Here is a 13,914-nt window from a genome sequence, read left to right on the forward strand (position 1 = left end):
GCGTAGGAAGATGATGACGAGGCGGACCGCGGCGCTGGCGACGCTCATCGGCATACTCGCCCTGGCGGTGGGCGGTGTGCTCCTCGCCTGGGCACTGTCCTCGGATTCCGGCGACGGTGAACAGACCGCGCAGGCCACGGCCAAGGCGCAGGTGCGGGATCTGGAGCTCACCCAGACCCTGAGCGGCGTGATCGCCTACCGCGATCTTCGTGACCTCTACCCGGCCCGGCAGGGCACCGTCACCTGGTTGCCGCCGGTGGGCACCGACCTGTCCTCCGGGCAGGTGCTGATGCGCATCGACGATCGTCCGGTGGTGCTGCTCGACGGGAAGGTGCCCGCCTGGCGGGACCTGCAGCCGGGGGTGGGCGACGGCGCCGACGTGCTGGAACTGGAGACGGCGTTGCTCGCGCTCGGCCATGGCCACAAGTCGCCGACGTTTCCGGACGCGCACTGGGACGCCCAGACGACCGACGCGCTGAAGGAGCTCCAGGCGGCCACCGGCGCCGTCGTCGACGCAACGGCGGCACTCGGCGACCTCATGTTCACCGACGGCCCCATCCACGTGGCCAAGCTCGGCGTGCAGGTCGGCGCGCAGGCGGCGCCGGACGCGTCGGTACTGTCCGTCTCCGGCATCGAGAAGATCGTGACCCTCGACCTGAACCCCCTTGACCGCAATCTCGTCTCCCAGGGGGCCCCGGTGCTGGTCGACCTGCCGACCGGCCAGACGGCGGCCGGCACGATCGATTCGGTCGGCGGATCCCTGGAGATGAACGCGGACAACAAGCAGGTGTTCAAGGTCAAGGTTGTGCTGAAGGATCCCAAGGTAGCGGCCACGCTCGACCTCGCCCCGGTGACCGTGCACTACACGACCGTGACGGCGAAGAAGGTCCTGACAGTCCCGGTCTCGGCGGTGATCGCGGTACCCGGAGGCGGCTATGCCGTCGACGTCGTGAAGCCGCAGGGCGGACACCAGCGGGCGACGGTGAAACTCGGCGCCTGGGGCGACGGCTTCGTCGGTGTGAGCGGCGGCCTCGCCACCGGCTCCCTGGTCGAGGTGCCGCGGTGAGCCGGCCCGTGCTGGAATTCGTGGACGTCATCCACGAGTACCCGGGCTCACCGCCGGTCCGGGCACTCGACCACGTCACCCTGACGGTGTCGGCGGGCGAGTGGGTGGCGATCGTCGGGCCGTCGGGCTCGGGCAAGTCCACCCTGCTCAATCTGATGGGTGCCCTCGACCAGCCGACCACAGGCACCGTCCGCATCGACGGTCATGACCTGGCGGGGCTGGACGACGAGCAGCTGTCCGCGTTGCGTGGGCGGGCCCTGGGCTTCGTGTTCCAGTCCTTTCACCTCCTGGCTGGCATGACGGCGTTGGAGAACGTCGCCACCGCCCTGGTCTATCGAGGCGTTCCCGCCGCCGAGCGGCGGGAACGCGCGGCGGCGGCGATGTCCCGCGTCGGCCTCGGCCACCGCATCGGGCACCGGCCCGCCCAGCTGTCCGGAGGGGAGTCCCAGCGGGTCGCGATCGCCCGGGCCCTGGTGGGCGCACCAAGTCTGGTACTCGCGGACGAGCCGACCGGAAACCTGGACAGCCGGACCGGGGAGGAGATCATGGGCCTGTTCCAGGAACTGCACCGGGAGGGAACCACGCTGGTCCTGATCACGCATGACCAGGGAATCGCGGCGGCAGCGCCCAGAAGGGTCGGAATCCGGGACGGAAAGATCGTGGTCTCGACGCGCGACGGGGTGACGGTATGACGGCCCCGCTGGTCGCTCCGAGTACGGACGAGTCACGGTCGCCGGCGCCCGTCCCCCGTTCGGTACTGACCCCACGCGACGCACTCGCGCTCGGCGTGCAGGGCCTGCGCGGGCGTCGCGGTCGAGCGCTGCTGACCTCGGTGGGAATCGCGATCGGAATCGCCGCCATCGTCGCCGTCATCGGCATCTCGGCCTCGTCAAAGGCGAATGTGCTGGCGGTCCTCGACCGGCTCGGCACCAATTATCTCACCATCACGCCCGGGCAGACGCTGGGCAGCGACGAGCAGGCCCAGCTCCCGCCGGAGTCGGTGGGCCGACTGTCCCTGCTCGATCACGTACAGTCCGTCGCCGCGACGGCGCAGCTCGGTGTCACCGTGCGTCGTACTGACGTGGTGCCGGCGACCAACACCAAAGGAACGGTCGTTCTCGCCGCGGAGCCCGACCTGCTGTCCACTCTCAACGGTCGCCTCCGTGGCGGCCGTTGGCTGGACGCCACGCCGCGGGACTATCCCACGGTGGTGCTGGGCGTGACGGCGGCCAGCCGCCAGGGTGTGGATCTCTCGGCGGGAGGACAGCTGGTGTGGATCGGAGACCAGTGGTTCGCCGTGGTCGGGATTCTCGACGAGATGCCGTTGGCCCCGGAGCTCGACAACGCGGCACTGATCAGTACCGCGGTCGCCACCCAGAAGTTCGGCTACCAGGGCTCGCCGACCACAGTGTACCTGCGGACCAGCCCCGCGGACATCAACGGTGTGCGCGATGTCGCCGCCGCCACCGCCGATCCGGTCTCGCCCCAGGAAGTGGACGTCACCCGCCCGTCCGACGCGATCGAGGCGCGGGCGGCGACGGACAGTGCCTTCACCACGCTGCTGCTCGGGCTCGGCGGGGTGGCTCTGCTCGTCGGTGGCGTCGGCATCGCGAACGTCATGGTCATCTCGGTCCTCGAGCGGCGGGGCGAGATCGGGGTCCGGCGGGCGCTCGGGGCGACGCGGCGCCACATCCGCACACAGTTCCTGGTCGAGGCGCTGGTGCAGGCGGCGCTGGGCGGGCTCGCGGGAGTCCTGCTCGGCGGTGCGATCACCGTCGGCTACGGGCTGAGCATGGGCTGGCCGATCGACCTCCCGGTCGTGGGACTGGCCGGTGGCATCCTGGCGGCGCTGGTCGTCGGTGGGGTCGCCGGTCTCTACCCCGCGAGCCGCGCCGCCAGACTCGAGCCCGCGCAGGCGGTCCGGCCCTCGTGACGTGGTGCACCCGGATACAGTGACGCTTCCGTGGGATTAGTTGTGATGCTGTGGATGTCCCCAGGCCACTGCTGACGGGTTGTCACCCTGGACGGATCACTCCTCGACTCACTCCTCGACCGAAACGGCGGCATGAAGACATACGGAGACATCGCGGCGCTCACCGGTCCGGCTCGCCGGCGGCTGGTGGCCCGGCTTCGGGCCGTCGAGCCGGGCATTGCGGAAGTGGACGCGGAGTACGTCCACTTCGTCGATCTTGGTGGCGTCCGGGACATCCTCGACGAGGCGGACGAGGCGCGGCTGCGGGGGCTGCTGACCTACGGGGAGGTGTTCGAGGGGGACCGGGCGTCGGCGGTGGCGACGCTGGTGGTGCTGCCGCGGCCGGGGACGATCTCGCCGTGGTCGTCGAAGGCCTCCGACATCGCCGCGTCCGCCGGGCTGACCGCCGTCCGGCGGATCGAGCGGGGCACCGTCTACTACCTGTACGGCACCGGCGGCCCGTTCGATTGGCATGCCCTCGCGCCGCTGCTGCACGACCGGATGACCGAGGTCGTCGAGACGTCGCTGGATGCCGCGTCCGCCCTGTTCGCCGCCGGGAGCCCGAAGCCCCATGCGCGGGTCGACCTGCTCGGCCGGGGCGAGGCGGCACTCGCCGCGGCCAACGCGGATCTCGGCCTGGCGCTCGGGGCCGGTGACATCGCCTACCTCGCCGAGAAGTACCGCGAGCTTGGCCGCAACCCGACCGACGTCGAACTGATGATGTTCGCGCAGGTCAACAGCGAGCACTGCCGGCACAAGGTGTTCAACGCCGACTGGGTGATCGATGGCGACGCCCGGTCGCGAAGCCTGTTCGCCATGATCCGCAACACGCACGCACAGTCCGGCGAGCACGTGCTCTCGGCGTATTCGGACAACGCCGCCGTGCTGCGCGGCGAGCAGGCGTCCTGGTTCTACCCGGACCCGGCGACCCATGCCTACCGCCGGCACGACGGCCCGGCGCACATCCTGGTCAAGGTCGAGACGCACAACCATCCGACCGCGATCGCCCCGGGCCCCGGCGCCGCGACCGGCGTCGGCGGGGAGATCCGCGACGAGGGGGCCACCGGTCGCGGCGGGGCGCCGAAGATGGGGCTGGCCGGCTACACGGTCTCGAACCTGCGCATCCCCGGCGACGACTGTCCCTGGGAGGGCGACGAGGACCGTCCGGACCGCATCTCGCCTCCACTGGAGATCATGACGGATGCGCCGCTCGGCGCCGCCGGCTACAACAACGAGTTCGGTCGGCCGAACCTCGTCGGCTACTTCCGCACCTTCGAGGCAGCCGGTGGCCCTGGTGGCCCTGGTGGCCCTGGTGGCCCTGGCGGCCCTGGCGGGCCGCGCGGCCGGTGGGGTTACCACAAGCCGATCATGATTGCCGGCGGCGTTGGGAATGTCCGCGACGTGCTGGTGCGCAAGGGGCAGCTCGCCGCGGGCGACCTGGTCATCGTGCTCGGCGGCCCGGCGATGCTCATCGGCCTCGGCGGAGGGGCCGCCTCCAGCATGCAGACCGGCGCCGGTGACGCCGAACTCGACTTCGCCTCCGTGCAGCGTGGCAACGCCGAGATGCAGCGGCGCGCCCAGGAGGTCATCAACGCCTGCTGGGCGCTGGACGAGGCGAACCCGATCGTCTCCATCCACGATGTCGGCGCCGGCGGTTGGTCGAACGCGCTGCCCGAACTGGTGCACGACGCGGGGCGCGGCGCCGTGTTCGAGCTGCGGGACCTGCCGAACGCCGACGCCGGGATGACGCCGCTGCAGATCTGGTGCAACGAGGCGCAGGAACGCTACGTCCTCGGCATCGCCGCCGCCGATCTCGCCACCTTCACGGCGCTGTGCGCGCGGGAACGCTGCCTGTTCGCCGTCGTCGGCACCGTCACCGCCGAGGAACGCCTCATCGTCCGCGACCGCCTGTTCGCCATCGCGCCTGACGACGACGCCTCCGGTGACGGCACGTCCGGCAGCGGCGCGTCCGAGGGCGACGCGTCCGGTGGCGGGGCGCCGGTGGATGTGCCGATGTCGCTGCTGTTCGGCGAGGCGTCGCGGCAGACCCGCGCGGCACGGTCGGTGACCATCGGGACGGAGCCGTTCGACGAGACGGGGATCGTGCTGGCGGAGGCGGTCGAACGGGTGCTGCGGGTGCCCGCGGTCGGCAGCAAGAAGTTCCTCATCACGATCGGCGACCGCACCGTCGGCGGGCACACCGTGCGGGACCAGCTCGTCGGGCCCTGGCAGGTTCCCGTCAGCGACGTCGCCGTGACGGCATCGGCGTATGGCAGCCGCACCGGCGAGGCGTTGGCGATGGGGGAGCGCACCCCGCTCGCGACGGTGAACGCCCAGGCCTCCGCCCGGATGGCCGTCGGTGAGGCGCTCACCAACCTGGCCGGCGCCGCGGTCGCGGACCTGGGTCGGGTGGCGCTCTCGGCGAACTGGATGGCGGCGGTCGGCGTCGACGACCAGCAGGCCCCGCTGTACGACGCGGTCGAGGCGCTGGGGGAACGGTTCTGCCCGGAGCTTGGCATCCCGATCCCGGTCGGCAAGGATTCCACCAGCATGCGCACCGTCTGGACGGACGACGGCGGGGAGCACGCCGTCACCTCGCCGGTGTCACTGATCGTCACCGCGGCGGCGCCGGTCGCGGACGTCTCCCGGGTGCTCACCCCGCAGCTCGCCCGGGACGAGGACAGCCGGCTGGTGTTCGTCGACCTTGCCGCCATCGAGCCTGCCGCAGCCGCGGCTCGGTCCGCAGCTGCGGGTCGGCTCGGCAGGAAGGGTCGGCTCGGCGGGGAGGGCCGGCTTGGCGGTTCGGCGCTGGGGCTGGCGTACGACCGGCATGCGCCCGCGCCTGTTCCCGATGCCGACGCCGACGTGCTGCGCCGGTTCTTCGCCGCGACCCGGCCGCTGGTCACCGACCCCGAGGTGCTCGCCTACCACGACCGCTCCGATGGCGGGCTGTTCGCCACGCTCGTCGAGATGGCCTTCGCCGGACGGGTCGGCCTTGACGTCGACCTGGCCTGCCTGGCCGGCTCGCCCAATCTGGCCGCCTCGCCCAGCCTGACCGGCGGGACGCTGCTGGCCCGGCTGTTCGCCGAGGAACTCGGCGCCGTGTTCCAGGTGGCCGGGCCCGCCGTGGATCGGGTCGTCGCGGCGCTCGCCGGCGACCTGGGCGCGGACCGCGTCCACGTGCTCGGCCGGCCCACCGGCCAGCAGCGCATCGTGCTGCGCGACGGCGGGGCGGTCGTCTACGCGAACGGCCGGGCGGAGCTCGAACGGGTCTGGGCGACGACGAGCTATCTCATCCAACGGCGCCGCGACAACCCCGAGTCCGCCGACGCGGAGTACACCGCGATCCTCGACGACGCCGACCCCGGCATCACCGAGCGGATCACCTTCCCGCTGCTGGACGGGGCCACGGGTGCCCCCCGCCCGAAGGCGGCGATCCTGCGCGACGAGGGCGTCAACGGCCACGTCGAGATGGCCGCCGCGTTCGACGCCGCCGGGTTCGACGCCGTCGACGTCCACATGACCGACCTGCTCACCGGCCGGGCCGCGCTCGACGGCTTCCAGGTGCTCGCCGCCTGCGGGGGTTTCTCCTACGGGGACGTGCTCGGCGCGGGCCTCGGATGGGCGAAGTCGATCCTTGCCCACCCGGAGCTCGCCGCCGCGTTCCGCACCTACTTCCACCGCCCCGACACGCTCACCCTTGGTGTCTGCAACGGCTGCCAGATGGTCGCCGGCCTCGGCGCGCTCATCCCCGGCGCGAACGGCTGGCCGACTCTGCTGGAGAACACCTCCGAGCGGTTCGAGGCGCGGGTGTCCAGCCTGCTCATCGAGGACTCACCGTCCGTGCTGTTCACCGGGATGGCGGGGTCGGTGCTCGCCGTGCCGATCGCCCACGGCGAGGGCCGGATGGACTTCGGCCCCGCCGGCACCCCGGGCGCGGTGACTGCCCGTTACGTCGACAACCACGGCAAGCCCACCCAGGACTACCCGGCCAACCCCAACGGCAGCCCCGCCGCCGTCGCCGCCGTCACCTCCGACGACGGCCGGGTCACCCTGATCATGCCCCACCCCGAGCGCGCCTTCCTCACCCAGCAACGCTCCTGGCTACCCGTCAACTCCGCCCCCGGCACTCCCGGCACTCCCGGCGCCCCCAGCACTCCCGACGTGGCCGACCTGGCTGATGCGACGGCCCCGGCTGGCGCCGGAGCGGACGACGGGCGCTACGGACCGTGGCTGCGCATCTTCCAGAACGCCCGCGCCTGGCTCGACCGCACCTGACCCCGCGTCGGCCCCGGCCCAGTGACGTAGGGCATGGCTGAGCCACAGCGCGCACAGCAGTCCGAGCAGGCTGGTCAGGGCGATCAGCCAGAAGGCGTGATGGAAGGCCGCCCGTGGGTCGCCGGGCAGGCTCCGTGCGATGACGACCGCGAACATCGCCCCGCCGAGCGCACCGCCGACGCGCTGCACGATGTTCACCGCGGTCGTCGCGTCCGAGAGCTGATCGGGACTGACCGTCTTGTAGGCGGCGATACCGGGAGGAACCGCGGCGACCGCGGTTGCCGCGCCGAACAGGGCGAGGGTGACCTGGACGGTCGCCTCCCCGGCATCAAGCGGAAGGAGTGCGAACGTGGCGCTGACCGCGACCAGCATCGCGCAGCCGACCGCCGACACGACCCCGCCCCCGTGGCGGTCGGTGAGCCGCCCGATCCAGGGCTGGACGAGTGCCGTCGCGCCGCCCAGGCCAAGCAGGCGCAGCCCGGTGGCCAGAATGCTCTCGTCCTGACCGATCTGAAGATAGAGCGGGAAGACCAGCCCGCTCCCGAAGAGGACCATCCCGGTCATCCCGGTCGTCGCGGTCGCGGCCGCGTACACCTGGTTACGTCGATACAGCCGAAGGTCGACCAGCGGTTCGCGGTGCCGCAGTGAGCGCGCCGCGAAGCCGACGAGCGCCCCCATCCCGACGACGAGCGCCGCGAGGACGACCGGGTGGGCCAGCGAGCCACGATCTCCCCAGGCCGTGAGCGCGTACACCAGCGCAGGCAGGCCAAAGCTGATCAGCAGCAGGCCGGGCCAGTCGAGCTGTGGTGCCAGTCCTGGCCGGTCGCGGGGGACGTAACGCAGCCCGAGCGCCAGTCCGACGGCCCCGATCGGCAGGTTGATCGCGAACAGCCAGCGCCACGACCCACCCTGCAGGACCAGGCCGCCGATAACCGGGCTGAGGGCGGGTGCGACGGTGACGACGATCCCGAGCGTGGCCATCACCCGCCCGAGCCGGGTCGGGCCGACCGCCCGGCCCAGCACGGTCTGACCGGCCGGAATGAGCAGCCCGCCTGCGAGTCCCTGGAGGACCCGCAGGGCGATGAGACTCGCGACGGTCGGCGCCGCCGCGCACAGCCCGGAGGCGACCGTGAATGCCCCGAGGCTGGTTAGCCACACCCGGCCCGGGCCTGACCTGCGGCCCAACCAGCCGGCGAGGGGCAGGGACACGGCGAGGGCCAGCAGATAGGCACTGGTCACCCACTGGGTGGTGGCCAGGGTGGCGTCGAGGTCCGAGCTGATCGCCGCGAAGCCGATGTTCGCCAGCGAGGAATCCATCCCGCTGGCGAACGCGCCGAACACGATGACCCACGCCAGGCGCCAGACCGGCCAGCCGATCCGCCCGTCGGACGGCCGCCCGGTGCCGGCGTGATCCCCGCGTCCGCGCGGGGCCATGCCATCGGTGCGCAGGGAAAGTGCCATCTGTGACACCTGCCGATCTCCGTCGACGTCAGTGAGTGGATCACGTCGAGGTTACAACGATCATTGTAAATTGTGCAACGTTCGTTGTAGTCGGATGCCGTCCTGGCTATGCTCGGACCGGGAGGTGGGATGGACGGGCGAGTGGGGATCCGTTCCGGTGCGGCCGACGCCGCCTCCGGCCAGACGGCGCGCGCGGGACGATCTCCGCGGGGTGGCGACAAGCGGCGTGACCTGCTCGACGGATCGCTCGCGGCGTTCGCCCGTGACGGCTACACGCGGGCCAGCATCGACGCGATCGCCAAGGCGGCCGGGGTCTCGAGCCGCACCATCTACAACCATTTCGGCGACAAGGCGGCACTGTTCCACGCGGTGATCGTGGACAGTGCTCGCCAGGTCGCGGACGCGCAGGTTGGCATCCTCGACCGCTATCTCGGCAAGATCGTCGACATTGAGGCTGATCTGCGTGAGTTCGGCCGGGTGTGGGCGACGCCCGTGCCGGAGTTCGCCGATCACTTCACGCTCGTCCGGCAGGTCATCGCGGAGGCGGCGCATATTCCGCCGGCCACCCTGGAGGCCTGGCAGGAACAGGGGCCTAGGCGGGTCCGCCGTGCGATGGCTGCTCATCTCCTACGGATCGCCGAGCAGGGGCACCTGTCCCTCGCCGATCCCGACCTCGCTGCGGCCCATCTCGCCCTGCTGGTGACCGGGGACGTCAATCTTCGCTCGCTGCACGGCGCCGTCCCACTCGACTCGGAGAGGATCCACGCGATCTCCGACGCCGGGGTGCGCGTGTTTCTGCACGGCTACGGCCTGCGCGGCGCCGGGGCGGTCGCCCGATAGTCGGACTCAGCGTTGGGGTGGCGAGGCGATCGGGGTGTTCTGGGCGGCGGCCAGCCACCAGCGGCCGTCCCGCTCGACCAGGGTGTAGAGGGCCATCTCGGAGAAGCCACCGCCGCCGGTCGCCTGCCGCCGGATGTGCGCGATCGCCACGCCGGGCGCCGGGGCGCGCACCGCGACAACCTCGAATGTCGACGGCGGGGCGACCCGGCTGGCCATGAGCTGGCGGTGAATCGCGTTCAGCTCGCCGAAGCTGGTCAGGGTGGCGCCGTACGGGCTGCCCCACAGCACATCATCGGCGAACGACCGGTCATAACCGTCCGCGTCGGCGGTGTCGAGGGCCCGCTGCAACTCGGCGGCGAAGCGGGTCACCGCCGCCTCGGCCTCGGCATGCGCCGCCCGGTCGTCGTCCAGAACCGGTCGTGTCACGGTCTGCGTCACGGCGTGCTCCTCGTCTCTGATGGGCGTCGTCTCTGATGGGCGTCGTCCCCGTTTTCTCGCCCGCGCATCGGACGCTAAAGGCTCAACCCGACTTGAGGTCAAGGCGGCGGTCGTCGCTGGCGGTTGCCGTTCGCCCGGTTGCTGCCAGCAGAGTGACCGTCCAGCGCCGAAGAGTGGCAATATCGAGAGATGCCGCCTATCGTGAACCTCGCGTGAAATACGGGAAGGGGGGCCCGATGGGCGGGATGGGTGGCGTGGTCGAGGCTTCGCTGTTCGTGAGTTGGGCGCATGACGACCGGGCCGCGAAGGAGGCCCTGCTCTCCAGGCTGGCGTTCGGCGCCCTGAGCGGGGTGCGGCTGACCCGCTGGGAGGACTCGGACCTGCTGCTCGGCGCGGACTGGAACGAGGAGATCCTCACCCGGCTGGCCACCTGCGACTATGGGCTGCTGCTGGTGAGCCCGAAGTTCCTGGCGAGCGACTACGTCCGGGAGGTGGAGCTGCCGCGGCTGCTGGAGCCGGGCCGAGGCAGGGTGCTGCCGGTGCTGCTGAAGCAGGTGCCGCTGGACGGATCGTTCGACCTGCGTGGGCTCGCCGCCCGGCAGATCTTCACCGGCGCCGGCGGCCGTGCCTTCACCCAGACCGCGGGCCCCAGCCGGGAGCGGTTCGCGGTGGACCTCACGCGGGAGATCCACCGCCGCGTCCTCGCCGACGCCGCGTGAGCCCGCGACTGCCCCGGGAGGCGGTGCTGCGTCACCTCACCCGGCTGGCCGACGACCTCACGCCCCGGCAGACGCAGCGGCTGCGGGCCCTGGCGGATCTGATCGACGGCGACGGCCGGATCCCGATGGCCGAGGCCCTGGCCGCGGCGACCCCCGGCGGCGACGACTCGAAGGCCCAGGACGCGTTCCGGAAGTTCCGTGCGGCGTTCGACGACGTGGCCGAGGCGGCGAACGTCAAGGTGCGGCTGGTCAGCGACCAGCACAAGGCGCCGCCCCGGGACCGGTTCTGCTGGTTCGAGGGCGAGGACCTGGCCGGCGACGAGCTGGCCGACCGGTCCCGTCGGGAGGCTGACCGCTCCCGACGGGAGGGCGATGGGCGGGCCGGCGAGCGAACGGTGACCGCGACGGTCACCGAGGTACTGCCCATGGCGAGCGCGAACGACCGCGCCGACGGCGACGGCGACGGCGACGGCGACCGCGAGATCGTCATCCACGTCGAGATCGCGCGGAAGGCGTCCGAGCCGATCCGTCGCCTGGAACGCAAGGTGGTCGAGCTGCTGCGGGAACAGGCATCCGCGGGTCCCGGCTATCGGGTCACCAGCGTCCTCGATCCGCTGCTCGGTGTCGACGTCGAGAGCGAACGGCGCCGGTTGCGGGAGGCGGCCGACCTGGTGGTCGAGCTGGACAGCGCCGCGGCCAGCGCAGATGTCTATCCGGGCGCGACCGCACGCCGGCCGCTGCGCCTGGCCCTGGAGGAGGTGGCCCGTGCCGGCGGCCCCCGTGGCGGAGGCCCCCGCGGCGGCGGGGCCCGGCTCGCCTGGCAGCGGAACGAGATCGTGCACGAGGCGAGCCGGCCGTTCAGCCAGCATCTGACCCGCAACCTCCAGGTCGCCTTCGTGGGGCGGACGCTCAGCCTGATCGCCGAGCGGCTCCTCGAACCGACGGCCGCGGCCGCGACGCCCGCCCGGCCGCGGCAGCCTGACGGCTTCGGGCCGGCCGGCTTCACGGCTGACGGCTTTGAGCCGGCCAGCTGGGTCAGGCACGAGGCAGGCCGGCGCCTGCTGCGGGAGACGCCGGTCGACTCGGAGGTCGATGAGATCCTGCTGGCCTCCGATGCCCTGGAGCGGCCGGCGGCGCGGCGCCTGAGCGAACCGCTGCCGGCGGTCGAGCGGCTGGTCACCTGGGCGAGCGAACCGTCGGCGAACGCCCGGCACCTGTGCGCGCTGCTCGGCGATGTCGGCACGGGCAAGACGACCACCGTCCAGTTGTTCACCCTGGCCCTGCTGGATCGGCGCGAGCACGATCCGTCGGTGCCGCTGCCGATCCTGTTCGACCTGCGCGATCTGCGACCGTCGGTGGTCCGCGAGTCGACCGGGTTCAAGAAGATCCTGCAGGCGCTGCTGGACGCCGGTGACGTCGGGCGGGCTCCGACCGTCCAGGCAGTCCTCGAGCTCGTCGCCGGCGGCACCTGCGTACTGATCTTCGATGGCCTCGACGAGGTGTTGGTACACCTCGAACCGCACGCCGGCCAGGTGTTCACCCGCACGCTGTGGCGGGCCGCCGAGGACCTCTGGCGCGCCCAGCCGGCCGACGCGCGGGCGGACCGGCCCAGCAAACTGTTGCTGTCCTGCCGGACGCACTACTTCCGCTCGATCCGCGACGAGACCAACCATCTCACCGGGCAGCACCGCGAGGGCCCCGTCGGCAGCGACTACCTGGCCCTGCTGATGCTCCCCTTCGGCGAGGCGCAGATCCGCGCCTATCTGGCGGCGAACGTCGAAGGCGCGGACGTCGACCGGCTGCTGGAGCTGATCGGCAGCGTGCACAACCTGCGCGAGATCGCCGAACGGCCGCTGACCCTGCGGATGGTCGCGAGCCAGCTCGAACTGGTCGAACAGGCCAGGCTCGCCGGGCGTACCGTCCACGCCGTCGATCTCTACGCCTCGTTCGTGCGGCAGTGGCTCGAACGCGACGACGGCAAGCACTCGCTGCTCCCGGAGCACAAGCAGCTCCTCATGGAACATCTCGCCGTACGGCTGTGGCGCTCCGGCCGCACGTCGTTCGACCTCGCGGACGTCGAACAGCGGATGCTGGAGTTCCTCGCCGGCCGGCCGGACCTGGAGCTGCACTACCCGGTCCGGGCACCCAAGCTGTGGAAGGAGGACCTGCGCACCGCGACGTTCCTGGTGCGCCGGGACGACGACACCTTCGGGTTCGCGCACACGTCCCTGCGGGAGTACTTCCTCGCCCGCCACCTCGACCGGGCCCTGGGGCTGCCGCCCGAGCAGGCCCGCGCCGGCTGGCAGCTCGCCGTCCCCAGCCCCGAGACCCTCGACTTCCTCGGCCAGCTACTCGCCGGCCACGACAGCGCGCGGCGTGCCGACCGGCTGGCCGCGCTCGCGGCGATCGCGGCGAGCGCGGCGAGCGCGGCGCAGCCGCCGGAGGACCGCGCGGACGCCGCCGCGGTGCTCGCCTTCGCCTACAGCCTCGCCGCCGCCCGCGCCGGCCATCCGGGGGGTCACCCTCCGGCCGGGCGCCTCCTGACCGGCGCGAACCTCGCCGGTTGGCGCGTCGACGCCGGCCACCACCGGCTCGACCTGCGCGGGATCTCCCTGGCCGGAGCCGATCTCACCGGGGCCGTCCTGCGCGATGTGGACCTGTCCGACGCCGACCTCACGGCCACGACCCTGGTCCGAGCCGAGATCCTCGACAGTTCCCTGCGCGGCGCCGATCTCTCCCGCGCCGACCTCACCGGGACCGTCCTGCGCCACTGCGACCTGAGTGGTGTCCGCTGGACCGGCTCCACCGCCCACCACACCCAGGCGCTCGGATGCGCCCAGCCCCCGAACCCACGCGGATCCGGCTGGCAGGTGGCACCGACCAGGACCCCCCGGCCCCCTCAGGCCCACCTCACCTCCTTCACCGGCCACACCGGTGCGGTGTTGGCGGTGGGGTGGAGTCCGGAGGGGTCGCGGGTGCTGACCGGCGGCGACGACGGGTCGGTGCGGGTGTGGGATGTGGGGTCTGGTCGGGAACTGCTCGCGCTCACCGGCCATCGCGGTTCGGTGCGGGCGGTGGGGTGGAGTCCGGAGGGGTCGCGGGTGCTGACCGGCGGCGACGACGGGTCGGCGCGGGTGTGG

General features: G+C 72.1%; 8 protein-coding genes and 1 pseudogene. 7 read left to right on the forward strand and 2 right to left on the reverse strand.

Features of this window, described 5'->3' with window-relative positions; genetic code table 11:
* Positions 1-13: 13 nt before the first annotated feature.
* From MXD95_RS13525 to purL, 4 genes are all read left to right on the forward strand, one after another.
* Complete coding sequence (locus tag MXD95_RS13525; protein WP_250640954.1) at positions 14-1,066, forward strand: efflux RND transporter periplasmic adaptor subunit; 1,053 nt, start codon at positions 14-16, stop codon at positions 1,064-1,066.
* Positions 1,063-1,758, forward strand: a complete 696-nt coding sequence (locus MXD95_RS13530; protein ID WP_250640955.1) for an ABC transporter ATP-binding protein — start codon at positions 1,063-1,065, stop codon at positions 1,756-1,758. Before MXD95_RS13525 ends, MXD95_RS13530 begins: the two co-directional genes overlap by 4 nt.
* Positions 1,755-2,999, forward strand: a complete 1,245-nt coding sequence (locus MXD95_RS13535) for an ABC transporter permease (RefSeq protein WP_250640956.1) — start codon at positions 1,755-1,757, stop codon at positions 2,997-2,999. The genes MXD95_RS13530 and MXD95_RS13535 overlap by 4 nt, the downstream gene beginning before the upstream one ends.
* A 132-nt stretch (positions 3,000-3,131) precedes the next feature.
* Entirely contained in the window at positions 3,132-7,316 is a 4,185-nt protein-coding gene (gene purL / locus MXD95_RS13540; RefSeq protein ID WP_250640957.1) for a phosphoribosylformylglycinamidine synthase, read from the forward strand.
* 144 nt (positions 7,317-7,460) lie between these two features.
* On the opposite strand, the pseudogene MXD95_RS13545 reads toward purL, so the two are convergent.
* Positions 7,461-8,777, reverse strand: a pseudogene (locus tag MXD95_RS13545) (DHA2 family efflux MFS transporter permease subunit); the annotation flags it as partial.
* 129 nt (positions 8,778-8,906) lie between these two features.
* Here MXD95_RS13545 and MXD95_RS13550 point away from each other — a divergent pair.
* Entirely contained in the window at positions 8,907-9,617 is a 711-nt protein-coding gene (locus MXD95_RS13550; protein WP_250640958.1) for a TetR/AcrR family transcriptional regulator, read from the forward strand.
* A gap of 6 nt (positions 9,618-9,623) precedes the next feature.
* Here MXD95_RS13550 and MXD95_RS28535 read toward each other — a convergent pair whose 3' ends face one another.
* On the reverse strand, positions 9,624-10,055 hold the full coding sequence (locus MXD95_RS28535) for an SgcJ/EcaC family oxidoreductase (RefSeq protein ID WP_250640959.1): 432 nt from the start codon (positions 10,053-10,055) through the stop codon (positions 9,624-9,626).
* A gap of 236 nt (positions 10,056-10,291) precedes the next feature.
* Between MXD95_RS28535 and MXD95_RS13560 the strand changes: the two genes are divergently transcribed.
* Positions 10,292-10,774, forward strand: a complete 483-nt coding sequence (locus tag MXD95_RS13560) for a toll/interleukin-1 receptor domain-containing protein (protein WP_250640960.1) — start codon at positions 10,292-10,294, stop codon at positions 10,772-10,774.
* On the forward strand, positions 10,771-13,914 hold a 3,144-nt coding region (locus MXD95_RS13565), incomplete at its 3' end, for an NACHT domain-containing protein (protein WP_250640961.1). The genes MXD95_RS13560 and MXD95_RS13565, both read left to right, overlap by 4 nt.

The sequence above is a fragment of the Frankia sp. AiPa1 genome (assembly GCF_023243075.1).
GTDB lineage: Bacteria > Actinomycetota > Actinomycetes > Frankiales > Frankiaceae > Frankia.